Source organism: Corynebacterium ulcerans (assembly GCF_000767685.1).
Classification (GTDB): domain Bacteria; phylum Actinomycetota; class Actinomycetes; order Mycobacteriales; family Mycobacteriaceae; genus Corynebacterium; species Corynebacterium ulcerans.
Genome location: NZ_CP009622.1, coordinates 1 through 17,671, shown reverse-complemented (window position 1 = coordinate 17,671; position 17,671 = coordinate 1). Strand labels below are relative to the sequence as shown.

The following is a 17,671-nucleotide window of genomic DNA, read 5'->3' as shown; positions in this document are numbered from 1 at the left end:
TCCGCTAGACCCGGATGAGGCGGTATTTTTTGCTTATCGACGCCCTTCCCTTACCCCGCAATCTTCTCCCTAACGGGATAGCTCGTGGCTTAACGCCTCTAGTTCCCCACCACCAGCCATCTGCTGCGTTAATTGCTCCAGAGTTACCTGATCCCTCGACGCATTCAGTATCTGATTGCCCAGGTTGAGGATGGTAAAGCGGTCGCCCACCAGGTATGCATGGTGAGGATTGTGAGTAATAAGAACCACGCCAATCCCCTTGTCTCGTGCGGCTGCCACAAAGCGCAGCACCATGCCAGACTGCTTCACTCCGAGAGCCGCAGTGGGCTCATCAAGAATGATGACGCGAGCACCGAAATACACAGCACGGGCAATGGCTACCACTTGGCGCTGTCCACCCGACAAGGACTCAACGTCCACGTCTATGTCAGGCAGATCGATCCCCATGGTCTTCAACTGTTCTTGAGCAATCGAGCGCATTTCCTCTTCACGGAGCCGTCCCAAAAAGCCTGTGAGCTCTTGCCCTAGGAAAAAATTCCGCCACACCGACATTTGACCAACCACCGCTAGGTTTTGGTGAACGGTGGCAATCCCGTGGTCTAACGCCTCGCGGGGGCTGTTAAAGGTTACTGGTTGGTCGTCGATAAGCAGCTCTCCTGAGGTCTGTTTATGCAAGCCCGACAGTATCTTGATGAGCGTAGATTTTCCTGCGCCGTTATCGCCTAGAACACACGTCACCTCACCCGGCGCGACGCTTAGGTTCACGCCACGTAGGGCGTCGAATGCGCCATAGCTTTTTGTGATGTCACGTAGTTCAATGATCGGAGTTGTGGACGTATCCATTTATTTCCTCCCCTTGGTGAGCGTGGCAAAGGAAGTGTTGGTGAGCACGGCAAAAAGCAACATGGCGCCGAGGAAGAACTTAAACCAATCGGGGTTCCATCCGGCATAGACGATTCCCTGGTTTGTCATTCCAAAGATAAGAGCACCGATAGCGGTGCCTATGATCGTTCCGCGCCCGCCGGTCATTGCGCAGCCGCCAATCACCGCAGCGATGATGTACAAGAACTCGTTGCCTACGCCTTGACCGGCTTGAATGGAATCGAAGGTGAAGAGGTTGTGCATGCCCACAAACCAGGCGGAAAAACCAACGAACATGAACAAGATGATTTTGACGCGTGCCACGGGCACACCAGAAGCGCGGGCGGCATCGGCATCCCCACCGACTGCAAAAATCCAGTTGCCAAATCGCGTCTTAAATAGCAACCATGAGCCCGCTGCTACAAAGAATATCCACCAAAAAACGGTTGCGCGCACGGAGACACTACCGATGTGTACGGTCCCTGCAAAGACCTTTTGAGCCGAAGGGAAACCTTCCATGTCGGCGATGCTGGGGGTCGCTACTTGGCTGGTCACCAGTTTAGTGATGGCTAGGTTAAGTCCTTGCAGCATGAGAAACGCCGCTAGTGTGATCAGGAAGCTGTCAATTCCGGTCTTAGTCACCAGATACCCGTTCAGTGCACCGATTGCTAATGCAATGAACAAAGACATAAATGCGCCGACCCAGCTATTGAGATGCAAGTTGTAATTCAGCATCGTCGCAGCTAACGCCGCTGTAGTCACGGCCACGCCCGAGGACAAATCAAATTCATTGCCGATCATGAGCAGCCCCACGGCCACCGCGACGATTCCTAAAGTAGAACTCGCATAAAGGACCGTAGTCAGCGCATCAATGGAGCGAAACGACGGTGCCACGCTCAAAAACAGAACGAATATGGCGACCGCACCTAGCAGGCTGGCAAACTCTGGGCGCCGGATTAATGCGGACAAACCTGTTCGCCGACGCAACCGATCATCGCCTTGTGTGGCAGTTCCAATGTCTGCGGTACCTGCTGTTGCGGATTCTGAGGTAGGAGGAGTGATCAACGTAGGCCTGCCTTTGCGGAATCTGCGATCTTGTCTACGTTGGTGGCGTCGACAAAGCTCGGTCCTGTGTAGACCGGTCGATTCCCTCCGACGGTGGATCCGTTGCGCTGTGCAAGCCACAATGCATCAATGGCCATGTAGCCCTGGAGATATGGCTGCTGATCCACAGCCCACTGCACGGTACCTTCCTTGATGGCGGTCACGAGCTGCGCGTTGGTATCAAAGGTTGAGATTTTGGCTGAGCTTCCAGAGTTTTTTACGGCATCAACGCTGGTGAGAGCCACAGGGGCCACAAGCCCCATCACCCAGTCAATGCTCTTGTCCTGTGCGAGCTTTGCTTGAACAGTGGATTGAACGCTCGTCATATCTTTACCGTTGACATAAAGCACTTCCATGTCAGCACTGGCAAGCCCCTCCTTAAGGCCCGCGCAGCGAGCCTCCTGCGAGGAATTACCTTGCTCGTGAATAACGCAGAGCGCGTGTTTGGCACCGTCTTGGGCAAGACGCTTACCGGCTAAGGTCCCGGCTACTTTTTCTTCCTGCCCAAAGAACGCAGAGATGTCATATTTTTGGTATGCGTCCATTCCGGCGTTGAGCGCCACCGTCGGGATCTTGGCGGTCACCGCTTTCTTTGCGGCTGGTCCAATTGCCTCTGCGTTGGGCATAGTCACCGCGATTCCGTCGACCTTGGAGTCGATGGCGTTTTGAATCAGATTAGATTGATTCGGTGCCTCGGGATCCGAGGAGTAGCGCAGCTCCATGTTGTTCTTTTTAGCTGCGTCTTCTGCGCCCTTACGCACCAAATCCCAGAAAGTATCGCCAGGGGCGCCGTGCGTCACCATTGCGACGACATAACGAGGCGTGTCTACTCCGCCTGCTTGCCCGCCCGCAGCATTCGAGGAACGCGGGGCACCGCCTGTTGCAGAGCAAGCGCTGAGCACGACGGACGCGGCGAGCGTAACGACCGCCGCACGTAGGGGGAACCGGAGATTTTTCACCTATGCATAGTGTCGCACTATGTGACCGGGGGTCAAGCCCAGCACTACTGTACTGACCAGCTAGTTTATCGATTCAGAGGCGTTGAGCTGCACAAGCATCACCCCTCAAACGGGGGCATGCCCCTATGTCCGTTCATGTGAGATGTGCGACCTCGCCTCAAAATCTGCAGCCTTTGTGAGGTAATCGTTCCTCTTAAGCGCGCACGGTACTGCGAGCAGTCAGACAGAAACAACGATCCTTAGTCTCTACGTTTAAGCGTATCGACGCCCACCTCACACCAAAACACCCCATTCATGCAAGAAGGCCACCTCTAAAAATTAGAGGTGGCCTTCTTCATACCGTGGAGCATAGGAGAATCGAACTCCTGACCTCCTGCTTGCAAAGCAGGTGCTCTACCAATTGAGCTAATGCCCCGGTGCGGTATCAGTGTAGCAATTAGATCCCCACTACGTCTAATACGGCCTTATACAGCGTAAACAAGATTATTTTTGACTTAAGGCCCTCTCTGCTAGCTTGGCTATAAACGCAACACTTGCCAACAGAAAAAGAGCAGTGAGGCTCTCACGAGGAAAACCTCACTGCTTTTACTACATAAGTTCAGTCATGCGGTTAGCATCGTCGCGTACGCATCGTTACTCACCCACGGTGAAGGGCGCTTCTGCCCACGTTACCTTCCCGTCAAGATCGATGATCTTGACTTTTACTGTGTATGTGTCACCGGGTTTCGCATCAGGGCTAGCGCTGACACTAACCTTGCCTGTTTCCTCATCCACGGAGACAAACCAGCCTTCTGGAATGCCTTCCTGCGAGTAACCAAAGATGGTGTCATCATCAACATCTCCCTTGATGTCCGCGTAGGCGGTGTGGCCTGCAGCCACGGTCGTCGGCTCGTACTTCAGCACGTCGTCTAGATCATCAGCGTCTGGTGTTTCCACCTCGGGAGCGTCGTCAAGATCCAGAACGTCTGGTTCCTCCACATCAACAGGAATGTCCTGCTCGATGGTGGGGGCCGGCTTTTCTGCGTTAACTGCCGGTGGTGCTGCTGGCTCATCGGCAGCCATGGCTGCTCCAGCAGTTCCAAATACCGCACCAAGACCCAGGGCGGTGGCACCAGCAGCTACTGCTAGGTTGCGGAGAGCAACGTTCTTGTTAGAAGACAAACAATTCTCCTTAATCCACATTGAAGGTTCAGGATGATGCCTGTTGTTGGCATGATCGAGTGCTCAATCCTGTCGTCCCGTGTTTGGGACGAGCCCCACCTTACGGATAATCATTTTTCTATCAATAGGCGATCTCATTTCGGGCACGATTCGGCAAAAAATCACCCTTATCACCACCTGTTTTCAAAAAGTGAGTTCTATGCCACACACTAAATCCGGAGTGTTCACACATGCCAAGAAAACTCCCAGCACACAGCGGTATAGATATGAAAAAATTACCCTTTAACAGCGAAAATAGCTTTTTGAGACGTCAGGCCTTTTCGTATCAACGAGGCGGAAGTACTGCGGCCAGAACGACCAACGCCCCTAGGAGCGCATCGAGAAGCCCTACCTGCTTCGGTGTCCACGGGCGTTCCCGACGTGCTCCAGTGATGGGCATGATCCATGCGCGAAGCAGAAGAATTCCAGCTATCACTGCCACCGCACCGTGAACCAGGTGGTACCCACCGGCCACACATGCAGCGATCAGGAAGGCCAGGTGGAAAGTCACAGAGCCAATAAGCCAGGGGCGGGAGCCGCGTTCCCGGATAAGAGTTTTTACGTACGGGATACTGCCAGAAAAATACAACAGCAAAACCCCACACACAGCCCACACACGAGCGGTGAGGCCGCCACCAGCCCAGGCGATAACAGGCAAGATGAGGCAGGCCGCACATACGGTGGATAGCCCAGAAAGAAGTGAACGCGGCCTGCGCCGCCACGTTTCATATACGGCGATCCCTACAAGGGGAAGAAAAGCGGGAATCCACACCACTAGCCGCCAATTGCAGAACAAGACCACGAAACCCGCAAGCGCAGTAATGGCGCCATAAACAGCAAGTGGCGGTAGGTGGCGCTTTCGGTATCTCCCCCGCATCCATACACTTCCCGCAAAAAACGCAAAGTATCCGCACCACCACAGCATCAGAAGCGGAATATCAATCCACGCAGGGGCAAAGGCTACCCCAATAAGGGCCGGGACGGTCACCATAAACCATGCCCCGTGCTGATTAGGAACCCATCCCGGTGAGCGACGAGGCTTCCGAGGGGACGAAACGCTAGTCATTTAGCCCATCCTAATAACAACACAAAGATGCATTAACAGGTTGTGTCTAGGATCATTGCAACAAAAAAGGACCCAAGCCTTAAGCTTGGATCCTTTGTTTGTGGAGCATAGGAGAATCGAACTCCTGACCTCCTGCTTGCAAAGCAGGTGCTCTACCAATTGAGCTAATGCCCCATTGTTCCTGGTGGGCCTAGCAAGAATCGAACTTGCGACCTCATCGTTATCAGCGATGCGCTCTAACCGACTGAGCTATAGGCCCTGGGAACGAGATAGAACTTTACCTAGAAACCATGAAAGTTAGCAAATCGCCTGCTTATAACCTATTTTTAGGGCTTTCACACGCTCCGATTTTATAAAACAGCCTCTTGCCAAAATCCTGCGTTCTCCAGGATCCCAACAAGAGGCCTCGTTCACGTCACAGCGACTAGCTAATCGTTTTCTTCACGGTATGTGATGGCAAGACCACCGAAAAGGTCCACGATCGAGTTGTAGATGATCGCGCCGAGAGGCGCCAGGATGGTAACGATGATGGAGGTAATAGCACCCATCAACGCCGCTACGCTAAGAACTAGACCAAACGTAACTATTTGGCTGCCACCGACGCCACCGATAACCTCGTTGACGTTATCCCAGACTCCTACGACCTGCATGCCAAGGTACAAAAGAGCCACACAAATGACCCATGCGGCCAGACCGATGAGAGACAGGGACAAGGCGGTTTTAAACGCCGATACAGGTGAAATTCGAGTTATAACAACATGACGTGTTGCCATTACTGGTCTTCTCCTTCGGGCTCAATGGTCACTTCGGTCTGGCGGCCGCGATCGGCGGGACCATCGATGGCTCCCGTAGCAACTGCTTCAGCGGTTTCTTCGCCTTCGCCCTCAACGTTGCGGTCGATAGCAAGCAATTCCACGCCGTCTTCCAGATTGACCAAGCGTACACCCATGGTTGCTCGCGAGCTTGGGCGAATCTGGTTGACTTCGGTGCGGATAACCCCGCCCGCGGATGTGATGGCAAAGATCTGATCGTCTTCATCAACAACCACGGCTGCAATGAGCTTGCCGCGCTTTGGCGTGTACTTGAAGGTAACCACGCCAAGACCGCCACGACCCTGCTGGGAGTATTCCTCCAGCGAGGTGCGCTTTCCATAGCCACCCGACGTTGCAACGAGGAGGCACGCGTCCGAACGTACTACGGTCATAGCGAGCAGCTGATCGTCGCCACGGAATCGCATGCCCTTCACGCCGGCTGTCGCACGTCCCATAGGACGCAACTGATCGTCGTCAGCACTGAATCTAATCGACTGGCCTTCCTCCGACACCAAAAGCAGCTCGTCGTCGTTAGAGCATAGAGCAGCGCCAATGAGTTTGTCGTCTTCCGCCAGGTTGATGGCGATCAGTCCGCCGGAGCGGTTGGACTCGTAGTCGGACAGACGCGACTTCTTCACGCGTCCCTGGGCAGTGGCGAGCACCAGATATGGCGCATCTTCATAGGACTGCAGCTGGATGACCTGAGCGATACGCTCCTCCGGCTGGAACTCCAGCAGGTTAGCCACATGCTGGCCGCGGGCCGTACGGGATGCCTCTGGCAGCTCGTAGGCTTTGAGTCGGTAGACCCGACCAAAGTTAGTAAAGAACAAGATCCAGTCGTGGGTGGAGCAGACAAAGAAGTGGCGGACCACGTCGTCTTGCTTGAGTTCCGCACCACGCACGCCCTTGCCGCCGCGTCGCTGAGACTTATAAGCATCAACCTTGGTGCGCTTAGCGTAACCGGTAGAAGTGATGGTCACGACCACGTTTTCCCGCGCAATAAGGTCTTCCTCTGTGACGTCTCCGGTGGCTGCAATGATTTGCGTACGACGCTCATCGCCGTACTTGGTCACGATCTCTTTAAGCTCATCGCGAACAATGGCGCGCTGACGCTCCGGCTTAGCAAGAATGTCCTTGTAATCGGCAATTTCGATTTCGATTTCTGCCAGCTCATCAATGATCTTCTGACGTTCAAGGGCCGCCAGACGACGCAATTGCATAGCCAAAATAGCGTCGGCTTGAATCTCGTCGATGGTGAGCAGATCAATCAAGCCGCTGCGAGCGACGTCCACCGTGGCAGAGCGGCGGATCAAAGCGATAACCTCATCGAGCATATCCAGGGCTTTAACCAAACCACGCAGAATATGAGCACGCTTCTCGGCTTCCTCAAGGCGGTGCTGCGTGCGACGAACGATGACTTCGATCTGATGCGTAACGTAGTAGCGCAGCATCTGATCCAGGCGCAAGGTGCGCGGTACCCCATCGACGATGGAGAGCATGTTCGCACCAAAGTTAGTCTGCAGTTGGGAATGCTTGTACAGGTTGTTGAGCACAACGCGCGGCACAGCATCGCGTTTCAGCGTGACCACGATGCGCATACCCACACGATCGGAGGACTCATCCTCAATCTTGGAGATACCCGCCAGTTTTCCATCACGTACCTGCTCCGCGATGTTAGAAATCATGTTATCCGGGTTCACCTGGTACGGAAGTTCCGTGATCACAATGATCTGTCGGCTTCCTTCTTCCTCAATGGAGGTCACACCCCGCATGCGGATAGAACCGCGGCCAGTTGTGTAGGCGTCGTTGATGCCTTGGGAACCAACGATTTGACCTGCCGTGGGGAAATCCGGGCCCTTCACATAGGACATGCACGCCTCAAGGGCAGCAGCCTCGTCTGCATCCGGGTTTTCCAGGAGCCAGAAGATGGCGTCGGCAAGCTCGTTGAGGTTGTGAGGAGGGATGTTGGTTGCCATACCCACGGCGATGCCGTTTGAGCCGTTCATCAAAAGGTTAGGAACGCGAGACGGAAGAACATCTGGCTCTTGGGTCTTGCCGTCGTAGTTCGGGGAGAAATCGACGGTATTTTCGCGAATATCCCGGACCATTTCCATGGCCAATGGAGTAAGACGACACTCCGTGTAACGCATGGCGGCGGGGCCGTCGTTGCCGCGGGAGCCAAAGTTACCTTGGCCGTCGACAAGCGGATAACGCATGTTCCAGTCCTGGGCAAGGCGAACCAGCGTGTCATAAATAGCAGAATCGCCGTGCGGGTGGAATTGACCCATGGTGTCTGAGACCGGGCGGGCAGATTTTACGTACCCACGCTCTGGGCGGTAACCCGAGTCATACATCGCGTAAAGGATACGGCGGTGCACCGGCTTAAGTCCGTCACGGACCTCCGGCAAAGCACGTCCGACGATGACCGACATCGCGTAATCGATGTAGCTGGTCTCCATCTCCTCGTTGAGGTCAATCGGATGAATCCGGTCGAATCCCTCGCCGCCTAAGAGATCGTCGCTCATATGTCACCTTTTCTAGGGTTGTCCGAACGGCTTACACAAGCAGTCCGAATATGTCGCTGAGAACTTAACTCTTCGATTCTATCCGCTAAAACCGCTCAGCACCCCACTGAGGCGCAATTACGGCACATCTCACCATATTTTTGCTACCAGATTGATACCATTTACTCATGGCAATGACTCTACGACTAACCCCTGAACAGGATCGAGCGCTCACACTTCTTGCAGAAATTCAGGGATCCAGCAAACACGAGGCGGCCGTGCGCGCAATCGTAAACACGGCAGTTCGCACAGTCGCGGATTCCGAGGTGCGCGAGCTAGCCCACACGCACCTCCCCACTTTCACCGCTACCGAGCGCCGAATACGCGGAAACCGATAATGCGAGGCTTTTCCTCAGAGCAGGTACTTATGCTTGCCGACGACTTCTGCAGCGCCTGTAACACCACAATCAGCGACTTTGCCGCACTAGCAGCAATAGCGGCAGTGACAACAGCTTCTTTTGAAGGTACGTCACCTTTTTCTTCGCCCGCACAGCAGTCGGAATATCTCCGATCGTTTGTTCCTCGAGTATCTCCACTCACCAGACTGAACGATTCCTTCGGTATTTTTCTTTCCCAAGTACTAAAAGACCTGAACTCCTAACCCTCGGGTTCACACGATATTCCGCTCTGTACCTAGTTCAAATCGGTACAGAAATACAGTTTTCGACACCAAGGCCTACACCATTGTTGTGTCATTCTTATTGCCGCGGGAGAGCCGAATCATGTAACATTTGTGACTGTTGTGATTACAGTAAAGAGCAGTGAACGATTTAGGCGTTCAAAAACATGCTTTTCCTGTGGCGGAAGAATGACAACACAAGCGACCTCTGTCGTTGGACACATCAACACCTGGTGTAGCCAACAATGGAGGTCGCTTTATATATAATCAAGCGATAACCTAAATGTTTCCGGCTATGCCATCATTGCGAAAGGTCAAATACATATATGTCGAGTCTGAAGTCCCTCCTCGAAACCAAGCACGCCACCGTGGGGGCAGAACTCTCCGCTTTCATCGAAACAACCGTTGCTGAGCAAAAAGGTATCTCTGGTATGGCTTTGAAAGGCGCCATCGGAGCCGCAAAAACGGTCAACGGCGACATCGTCACCAAAGCTGCTAACCGACTCCTCCCTGAGGTCATCGAGGTTCTCGATCCTTATTGGACTCAGTTTGAAGAATCAGGAAACGCTGATTTCGGCGTCTTCCTAGCAGAACGCAAGGAAGAAGTCTCCAGCGAATTGCTCGTTATGGCAGACCGTAACGCAGAAAAAATTGATGTTCCGGCTCTCAAAAAGGCCTACAGCTCGCTTCGTGGCAAGGCTGCAGGCTTCATCGAGCCTAACGTCGAAGACCTCGGCCGCATCATGCAAAACCACATGTAGTAGCCGGCAGATACGCCTTGTATAAAGGCTCAGGCCGCCACCGAAAAGTTTCTCGGTGGCGGCCTGAGCCTTAGGTTAAGAGCCTAGATATCAAGGAAACGAACGTCCTTTGCCCTACGCGTGATAAAGCTACGACGCGCAGCAACGTCATCACCCATCAAGATAGAGAAAATTTCATCAGCACGCTGTGCGTCATTGATGTCCACACGACGCAATACACGGAACTCTGGATCAAGCGTGGTTTCCCACAGCTCACTGGCATTCATCTCGCCCAGACCCTTGTAACGCTGGATTCCGTCATCCTTGTTGATCTTACGTCCCTGAGCTAAGCCCTCTTCCAAGAGTGAGTCGCGCTCGGCATCCGAATACGCAAAGCCTGGGTCACCCTTACCCCACTTAAGCTTGTACAGAGGTGGTTGGGCCAGATACACGTGGCCTTCCTCGATGAGCTGAGGCATGAAGCGGAACAAGAGAGTAAGCAGCAGCGTAGCGATGTGGGAGCCGTCCACGTCAGCGTCGGCCATAAGAACAATCTTGTGGTAGCGCAGTTTATTGATATCGAACTCGTCGTGAATGCCGGTGCCCAAAGCAGTGATGATCGCTTGAACCTCGGCGTTCTTGAGCACCTTATCCAGTCGAGCCTTTTCCACATTCAGGATTTTTCCGCGCAGAGGAAGAATTGCCTGGTAAAGGGAGTCTCGGCCTGCTTTAGCCGAACCGCCTGCGGAATCGCCCTCCACCACATAAAGTTCAGACTTCACGGGATCTTTAGAACGGCAATCTGCTAGCTTGCCTGGAAGGCCACCAAGATCTGTTGCAGACTTGCGACGCACCAGGTCACGGGCCTTGCGTGCTGCCATACGAGCATGGGCAGACGACACAGCTTTATTAATGATGGTCTTTGCTTCTGCGGGGTTCGCATCTAGCCAATCCGCCACATGTTCATTAACCATGCGCTGGACAAAGCCCTTGACCTCAGTGTTACCGAGCTTTGTCTTAGTCTGTCCCTCGAATTGAGGATCGCCCACGCGGACGGAAATAACTGCAGAAAGTCCCTCACGGCAATCGTCACCGGTAAGGTTAGATTCTTTTTCTTTGAGCAACCGGTGTTCACGGGCATAGCGGTTCATCAACGTTGTGAGTGCAGCGCGGAAGCCCTCTTCATGGGTACCGCCCTCAATGGTGTTGATGGTGTTAGCAAAAGTATGCACGCTTTGCGCATAACCATTGTTCCACTGCATAGCCACCTCAACCTCGTGGTCCTCCCCTTTGGCTTCAAAGGCGACGATGGTCGGGTGAATGACCTGCTTAGACTTATTCAGATGCGCAACATAGTCTTTGAGCCCCTCGGGGTAATAAAAGACCTTTTTCTTCTCGCGTTTCTTCGGTGCAGCAGGGGCCTCGATGTTGCCATCAGCATCGGAATCTATTTTTTCCAGCGAAACGTTCTCTGCGGTATCGCCCTCATCGGCGATTGCTTCCAGCTCAAGTTCCTCATCGCTCACGCGCTTATCGGTCAGAGAAAGGGTGAGTCCCTTGTTCAGGAACGCCATTTCCTGCAAGCGGCGTGCAATGATGTCGAATTTAAACGTGGTGGTTTCAAAAATCTCAGCATCCGGCCAGAACCGGATGGTAGTTCCGGTTCCCCGCGCATTTCCACCCTGGACCAACTCGTCCGGAACCGCGTGAGAGAAGTTCTGATACCAGTGCTTGCCATGAAGTTTAATATCGGCTTCAACGCGAGTGGACAGCGCGTTGACCACAGAGATGCCCACGCCGTGAAGACCACCAGAGACGGCATAGGAATCAGAGTCGAACTTGCCGCCCGCGTGGAGCTGCGTCATAACGACCTGCACCGTCGGAGCACCGGACGCGTGCATATCGACGGGGATGCCACGGCCGTTATCCACGACCTCAACGCCGCCGTCTTCCAGCAGTGTGACGTCGACATGCGTGGCGTGACCAGCCATCGCCTCATCGACGGAGTTATCCACGACCTCCCACACCAAATGGTGTAGGCCGCGTTCACCGGTCGATCCGATGTACATACCGGGGCGCTTACGTACAGCCTCTAGACCCTCGAGGATCGTAATGGATGAGGCGCCATATTCATGTTCAGCGGTTGCCACGGAACGAGCACTCCTTGTTATTAAATACGCTTAGACCGTTCCATCTTACACTGCCTACCTCCCTACAAGGAATGTATTCACACGCTTATAACGGCAAAATAGGGGTGAATTAGACGATTTTGAGGTAGTCCTCCCTACCCTATCCGTATGTATCGCGCGGACCGCGACCTTTTATGTGCAAGGGGCCATGGCGCCAGCTGGGCGTCTTAGGACCAAAAATCTTGAGCTCTGCTACCACATCAGGGCCTACTTTTTCCGCAATAGCCTGCAAAATCGTGCGCTGCATCATGCGTAGATTTGTGGCCCATGCAGTGGAATTACACGATATAAAGAGAGATTTCTCTTTAAGCATTTCCACTTTGGTATGGGCAGCGATTTTTTCTCCTACTAATTCATCCCAATGCGAATGCACCCAACCACCAGCAATCCCGTGACGCCATCCTCGGCGTTGGATTTCTTTGCTCAGCACAGAACCGACAGGCTCGACGTCATAAGAACGCCGTAGTCTGCGGCCGTCCGGACCAGTCGGTTTTCCCGGGGTTTTTGGTCTGCGAGGGGTGGCGGGGGCGTCGTTAAGCTTGAATCCCGGACGCGGGTTCTGGGCAGACAGATCTGGAATCCGCCCAGTACGTCGCTGCGCTTCAGCGCGAATAGCAGCAAATGCCTCTGCTACGGGATCCTCTGATCCTGCATCAGCAGGCTGAGTGCTCATCGCTTGGTCCTTCCGTGTCGTTGTCCTTGTCCAACTCAGAAATACGGCCCTCTGGGGTATCAGTCATGGTCACCATGTGCCGGTGCACCACCGATTCTGCCAGGTTATCTGGTAGATCGTCTCCTACCGCCGCTGTGATGAGTACTTGCTCTGCCTCTGCGGTGATCCCCACGAGTTTTTGTCTGCGTTTGGAATCGAGTTCCGCGAACACATCGTCAAGGATCAAAATGGGTTCCGACCCGTCCGCACTGAGCAGACGGAATTCCGCTAATCGCAGGGCTAATGCCATCGACCAGGTTTCCCCATGGCTCGCATATCCTTTAGCCGGATAGTCCCCCAACAAAACGGCGAGGTCGTCGCGATGTGGCCCCACCAAGGATAGTCCCCGATCAATCTCCTTTTTCCGCTGAACCCCCAGCTGAGAAAGCATGGCGGCTTCCAGAACTTCCACATCGGGGATGCTTATCGACGCCGCCTCGGTATCAACGACAGCGGCTGGCACGGGAACGGTAGATTCGTAGCTAATTCGAGCGGGCCGCGATTCCGGAGCGATGCGGGCATACGCGGAATGGACGAGCGGAGCGAGCTCGGCGACGAGGCTCAGTCGAGTATGAATAAGCTCGCTACCAAGTCGAGCAAGTTGGGTATCCCAGACATCCAGAGTGCTCAGAGTCCCATCGTCTGATCCATAACCCCGACGCAGCGATGCACTAGCTGTTTTCAACAGCGAATTTCGTTGTTTTAAAACCTTGTCATAATCAGCTTTTACCCCTGCTAGCCTAGGCTTTCTCGTAGCGACGATATGGTCTAGATAGCGCCGGCGTTCTCCTGGTTCTCCGCGGACTAAACTCAGGTCTTCTGGAGAAAACAAGACAGTCCGAACCACTCCTAAAAGCTCTCTGGCAGACTTCAGCCGGGTCCGATTGATCTGAGCTTGGTTGGCACCTTTATGTTTAATCAGCATATGAGCCGTAAGCTCACGCCCCTGGTTAACGGCGGTAACAGATACCCGAGCAGACTCCTTCCCCTGGCGGACAAGCGGAGAATCTTGGGAGACTCGATGAGACCCTAAATGCGCAATGTAGCCGATGGCCTCAACGATGTTGGTTTTTCCAAAACCATTGCGTCCGACAAAAACCGTGACACCCGGTTCAAGATTCACGTGGCAGTCTGCCCACGAACGAAAATCTCGGAGCGATAGCTCACGAATGTACACGGTAGTTACCTCTGGTTGCTTTCTTTTGGTGAGAAAAAGGGGTTTCTCACCAGCAGTTTTCGCTTTTAGCCTGGAAGTCGAACTGGCATCAAAAGGTATGTGAAGTCAGTGTCGGGTGTGGGGAACGTGCCATAGGCATCAGCCTCCGGAAGCTCTTCCGGCTCAGGAATCATGATCGCAGGACGAGACGGCTCGGTAAAACCAAAGACCACACGGTTTGTCTTGATTACGCCTAGGCCATCACGCAAGTAACCCGAGTTAAAGGCGATCAGGAAATCATCTTCCCCGGTGTATGCGCAAGGAACTGATTCTTCTGCATGCCCGGCATCCGAACCACCGGCAGACAAAATCACTTCGTTCTTGGAAAATTGGAGCCTGATCTGGGCATTTCTTTCAGCGACCAAGGCCACGCGACGGATGGCATCTGCTAATGCAGAGATCTCGACGCTCGCCATCGACTTATGAACCTTAGGCAGAAGCGGATTCACGTTGGGGAAATCCGCATCGAGCATGCGCGTTGTGGTCTGTCGGTTGTCGATGTGGATACCAAAAAGTCCTTCGGATCCAATGCTCTCACCAGCGCCTACAGCGATTTCAACTGGGTCGGTTGAGTTGAGATCAAGGCTACGTGCATTATCCGAGAGATTCTTCGCGGGGATCAAAAGATCTGCTTTGGCATCGGCGACAGCGGGTGTCCATTGGAAACGTCGCAAAGCCAAACGGAACCTGTCCGTGGCAGTCAGCGTGACGTCTTCCCCGTCGATTTCCATGTGGATACCGGTGAGCATAGGCAGCGTGTCATCTTTGCCGGCCGCCGCTGCGACTTGGAGCACTGCGTCTGCGAAAAGTTTAGGGTCGATGGCACCTGTTGCTGCAGGCAGCTTAGGCAAAATCGGATATTCGTCCAAGGGGATGAGTGGAAGCTCAAAGCGAGAGGAACCACAGACAACGAGTGCCTGACTACCTTCTACAAAAATTTCCACTGGCTTTGCGGGCAAAGTGCCGATGATGTCTGAAAGTAGCTTTCCAGCAACAGCGATCCGTCCTGGTTGGCTTACATCGGCGGAAATACGCACTTTTGTAGATATCTCATAGTCAAACCCTGCAAACTCCAGACCTTCATCATCAGCTGTGATGACCACGGCTCGCAGTACGGGTTGAGTGGGCTTTGTTGGCAGGTTACGCGCAACCCAGCTCACTGCACCTGAAAGGTCTTCCTTCTCGACCCGGAATGAGACAGCTTGTGCGTCCATGCGTATGAGGGCTCCTCGCTTGAGTGAATCTTGGAATTACAAGACCTAACCGTACCCGGGTTGACGCGACTGCAAAACTCCGCAGCCCCAGATTTTTGTAATTTCAAGAATCCGATGAGACCGCAGGCCGAGCCACAAAAGTTGTTATTCCCCAGCCCCTCTTTCTACTTAGTTTCATTAAGAGTAAATCGTTGGTAGTAACAGTAAGTCCTGTGCATTCTGTGAAATGAGGGGTGAACCCCACGGTTGTGGCGGATTTTTCGGGTGTGAATGCGGTTGTGGAATTTCAGTGGATAACGTGCGGGGGCTGTGGATAACTTTTTGGAGTGGTGGGTTGTTCACATTTTATCCCCAGTTCAGAGGTAATTCTTACACATAAAAGCTGGTGTTATCCACAGGCCTTTGCTGGCGTCGAAAACCTCAAAAATGTGTTGAGTATCACTAAATTACATGCTTGTAATTACACAGCTGTGTATAACTCTGTGGACTACTTTTAAAACCTTTGTGACCTGGATGAACTCATAAAATAAAGGCTGTCTCCCCAGTGATTCGGGGAGACAGCCTTTAATTAAGAGCCGGTGACGGTCTTATCCGCGAGATGAACTCTTGATCTGCTGAGTGAGCAGTTGGATTTCGTCGTACGTTTCTTTTTTCTCGGTGATCTCTTTACGGATTTTTCGATCCGCATACATCACAGTGGTGTGGTCTTTACCTCCAAATTGTTCGCCGATTTTTGGAAGTGACAAATCTGTTAGCTCGCGGCAAAGATACATTGCCAGCTGACGTGCATGCGCCACCGCACGTGTCTTGCCACTGCCTTTGAGGGCGTTGACATCCATCTCAAAATACTCAGCAGTAGCTGCGAGAATGGTTGTCGCCGTAATTTCTTGATTGGCCTGTTCCGGCATCATATCTTCAAGGGCTTTTTCGGCTATCCGCAGATCAATACGGTGCTTGCCCTTATCCGGAGACATCAGTGAGGCATACGCAGAAACACGGATGAAAGCGCCCTCTAGCTCGCGGATCGACGTATTAAAACGGCTCGCAATCAACTCGATAGCTTCACGATCTGCAACGATGCGTTCCGACGCCGCTTTCTTCATCAAAATCGCGATACGAGTCTCTAAATCTGGCGGATAAATGTCTGCAATAAGCCCCGCCTGGAATCGAGTGCGTAGTCGATCTTCCAAGGTAGTCAGCTGTTTTGGTGGCCTATCTGAGGACAAAACAATCTGCTTATTAGCTTGGTACAAAGCATTAAATGTATGGAAGAACTCTTCCTGAGTACCCTCTTTGCCCTGGAGGAACTGAATATCATCAACCATCAAAATATCTAGTTCACGATATTTACGCTTAAACGCTTCCTGACGGTCATCCCTCACCGAATTGATGTATTCATTAGTGAATTCCTCACTAGAAACATACTTAATACGAAGACGCGGATTTAAGTATTGAGCATAGTTACCCACCGCATGCATGAGGTGGGTTTTGCCTAAGCCTGAGTCTCCCCAAATAAAGAGCGGATTGTAGGCGCGAGCAGGCTTTTCCGCCACAGCGATCGCTGCTGAGCACGGCAATTTGTTGGAATCACTGACCACATAAGAATCAAATGTGTAGTGAGGATTAAGGGCTAAAGCACGATCCGGGTTAAACGATGGTTGCTCACGAGTACGTGGTGTGCCCGAAGGAATCTGCTCTGCCTGAGTAGATTCCTGGATATGGTCAGTACGCCATCCTCCAGTATTTCCCGGATAATCCTGGTTTAGGGGTGCTTCAGAGCTACGCGTTTGGAGTGGATCATGCAGTAATGCAGACCCACTTTGGGGGGCAGTATGAGAACTCCCCGATGAGGCGTGTTGAACCTCATTAAAATTTTGTTCGTTAAATCCATAGCGAGGAGTGGAAAATCCCTGTTTCGGGGCGGTTTCTGGATATTTTTCATTTCCGTATGAAGAAGAACCAAAAGTCACAGGATGCTGTGCGTCCTGTGACTGTCGGTATGCCGCGCTTTGCTGATTCTGGAATGCCGCATTAGCGGAACCTGCACTGTAATGCCCAGAAACAGCAGGTCGCTCCTGGTATGCAGGTGCGGTATCAGAGCTAATCGAGGAGTCTTCTGGTTCTTCTTCTGAAGCATGAACACTCACTGCAAGGCTATATTGTCTTCCTAATCTACGAGACAATACCTCAGTGATAACAGGGCCCAGCGTAGTTTCAATCTCTTTTTTCGCTCGGGCGTGAGGGACGCTTAAAACTGCAATACCCTCTACAAACGCGACTGGCTTTACCAATCGCAGGTATGCACTTTGCTGGCGAGTAATGGAAATACCACTTTCTGGGTCCTGAGACTGTGACAGCAGCTCATTAGTAACTTCCTGCCACCGTTCGTTCCATGTCGATGGAGTCTCCGACACA

Annotated in this window: 15 protein-coding genes and 3 tRNA genes; 3 read left to right on the top strand and 15 right to left on the bottom strand. The window is 52.9% G+C overall.

The features are described from left to right. Positions 1–69: 69 nt before the first annotated feature. The 10 genes from CULFRC11_RS00085 to gyrA form a co-directional block, all read right to left on the bottom strand. On the bottom strand, positions 70–843 hold the full coding sequence (locus CULFRC11_RS00085) for an ATP-binding cassette domain-containing protein (RefSeq protein WP_023634782.1): 774 nt from the start codon (positions 841–843) through the stop codon (positions 70–72). Next, positions 844–1,878: an ABC transporter permease gene (locus CULFRC11_RS00080; RefSeq protein ID WP_080669053.1), complete on the bottom strand. Its 1,035-nt coding sequence runs from the start codon at positions 1,876–1,878 to the stop codon at positions 844–846. A 44-nt stretch (positions 1,879–1,922) separates the two neighbouring features. Continuing rightward, a complete protein-coding gene (locus CULFRC11_RS00075; RefSeq protein WP_023634780.1) occupies positions 1,923–2,924 on the bottom strand; it encodes a substrate-binding domain-containing protein in 1,002 nt (333 codons plus the stop codon). Between the two features lie 342 nt (positions 2,925–3,266). Then, positions 3,267–3,339: transfer RNA gene (locus CULFRC11_RS00070), tRNA-Ala, on the bottom strand. Between the two features lie 218 nt (positions 3,340–3,557). Then, entirely contained in the window at positions 3,558–4,085 is a 528-nt protein-coding gene (locus CULFRC11_RS00065; RefSeq protein WP_031269807.1) for a YPDG domain-containing protein, read from the bottom strand. A 325-nt stretch (positions 4,086–4,410) separates the two neighbouring features. Beyond that, positions 4,411–5,190 carry a YwiC-like family protein gene (locus CULFRC11_RS00060; protein ID WP_023634778.1) on the bottom strand — a complete coding sequence of 260 codons (780 nt, stop codon included), beginning with the start codon at positions 5,188–5,190 and terminating at the stop codon, positions 4,411–4,413. A 101-nt stretch (positions 5,191–5,291) separates the two neighbouring features. Next, positions 5,292–5,364: transfer RNA gene (locus tag CULFRC11_RS00055), tRNA-Ala, on the bottom strand. 8 nt (positions 5,365–5,372) lie between these two features. Further along, positions 5,373–5,449, bottom strand: a tRNA-Ile gene (locus CULFRC11_RS00050). A 169-nt stretch (positions 5,450–5,618) separates the two neighbouring features. After that, positions 5,619–5,963, bottom strand: coding sequence for a DUF3566 domain-containing protein (locus tag CULFRC11_RS00045; protein ID WP_014525073.1), 345 nt, complete (start codon positions 5,961–5,963; stop codon positions 5,619–5,621). Then, complete coding sequence (gene gyrA / locus CULFRC11_RS00040) at positions 5,963–8,527, bottom strand: DNA gyrase subunit A (protein ID WP_023634777.1); 2,565 nt, start codon at positions 8,525–8,527, stop codon at positions 5,963–5,965. Before gyrA ends, CULFRC11_RS00045 begins: the two co-directional genes overlap by 1 nt. Positions 8,528–8,694: 167 nt before the next feature. On the opposite strand from gyrA, the gene CULFRC11_RS00035 reads away from it, so the two are divergent. The 3 genes from CULFRC11_RS00035 (at position 8,695) to CULFRC11_RS00030 (ending at position 9,946) form a co-directional block, all read left to right on the top strand. Continuing rightward, on the top strand, positions 8,695–8,904 hold the full coding sequence (locus CULFRC11_RS00035; protein WP_023634776.1) for a hypothetical protein: 210 nt from the start codon (positions 8,695–8,697) through the stop codon (positions 8,902–8,904). Then, positions 8,904–9,167, top strand: coding sequence for a hypothetical protein (locus tag CULFRC11_RS10940; RefSeq protein WP_023634775.1), 264 nt, complete (start codon positions 8,904–8,906; stop codon positions 9,165–9,167). The genes CULFRC11_RS00035 and CULFRC11_RS10940 overlap by 1 nt, the downstream gene beginning before the upstream one ends. Positions 9,168–9,511: 344 nt before the next feature. Beyond that, complete coding sequence (locus CULFRC11_RS00030) at positions 9,512–9,946, top strand: DUF6918 family protein (RefSeq protein WP_023634774.1); 435 nt, start codon at positions 9,512–9,514, stop codon at positions 9,944–9,946. Between the two features lie 83 nt (positions 9,947–10,029). Here the strand turns inward: CULFRC11_RS00030 and gyrB are convergent, their stop codons facing one another. The 5 genes from gyrB to dnaA form a co-directional block, all read right to left on the bottom strand. Next, positions 10,030–12,075, bottom strand: coding sequence for a DNA topoisomerase (ATP-hydrolyzing) subunit B (gyrB, locus tag CULFRC11_RS00025; RefSeq protein WP_023634773.1), 2,046 nt, complete (start codon positions 12,073–12,075; stop codon positions 10,030–10,032). 139 nt (positions 12,076–12,214) lie between these two features. Next, entirely contained in the window at positions 12,215–12,787 is a 573-nt protein-coding gene (locus CULFRC11_RS00020; protein WP_023634772.1) for a DciA family protein, read from the bottom strand. Then, positions 12,768–14,003 carry a DNA replication/repair protein RecF gene (gene recF / locus CULFRC11_RS00015; protein ID WP_023634771.1) on the bottom strand — a complete coding sequence of 412 codons (1,236 nt, stop codon included), beginning with the start codon at positions 14,001–14,003 and terminating at the stop codon, positions 12,768–12,770. Before recF ends, CULFRC11_RS00020 begins: the two co-directional genes overlap by 20 nt. A gap of 65 nt (positions 14,004–14,068) precedes the next feature. Then, positions 14,069–15,256: a DNA polymerase III subunit beta gene (gene dnaN / locus CULFRC11_RS00010; RefSeq protein WP_038620236.1), complete on the bottom strand. Its 1,188-nt coding sequence runs from the start codon at positions 15,254–15,256 to the stop codon at positions 14,069–14,071. A 587-nt stretch (positions 15,257–15,843) separates the two neighbouring features. After that, positions 15,844–17,670 (bottom strand): chromosomal replication initiator protein DnaA, encoded by a 1,827-nt coding sequence (dnaA, locus tag CULFRC11_RS10935; protein WP_023634770.1) that lies wholly within the window; start codon positions 17,668–17,670, stop codon positions 15,844–15,846. Position 17,671 lies beyond the last annotated feature (1 nt).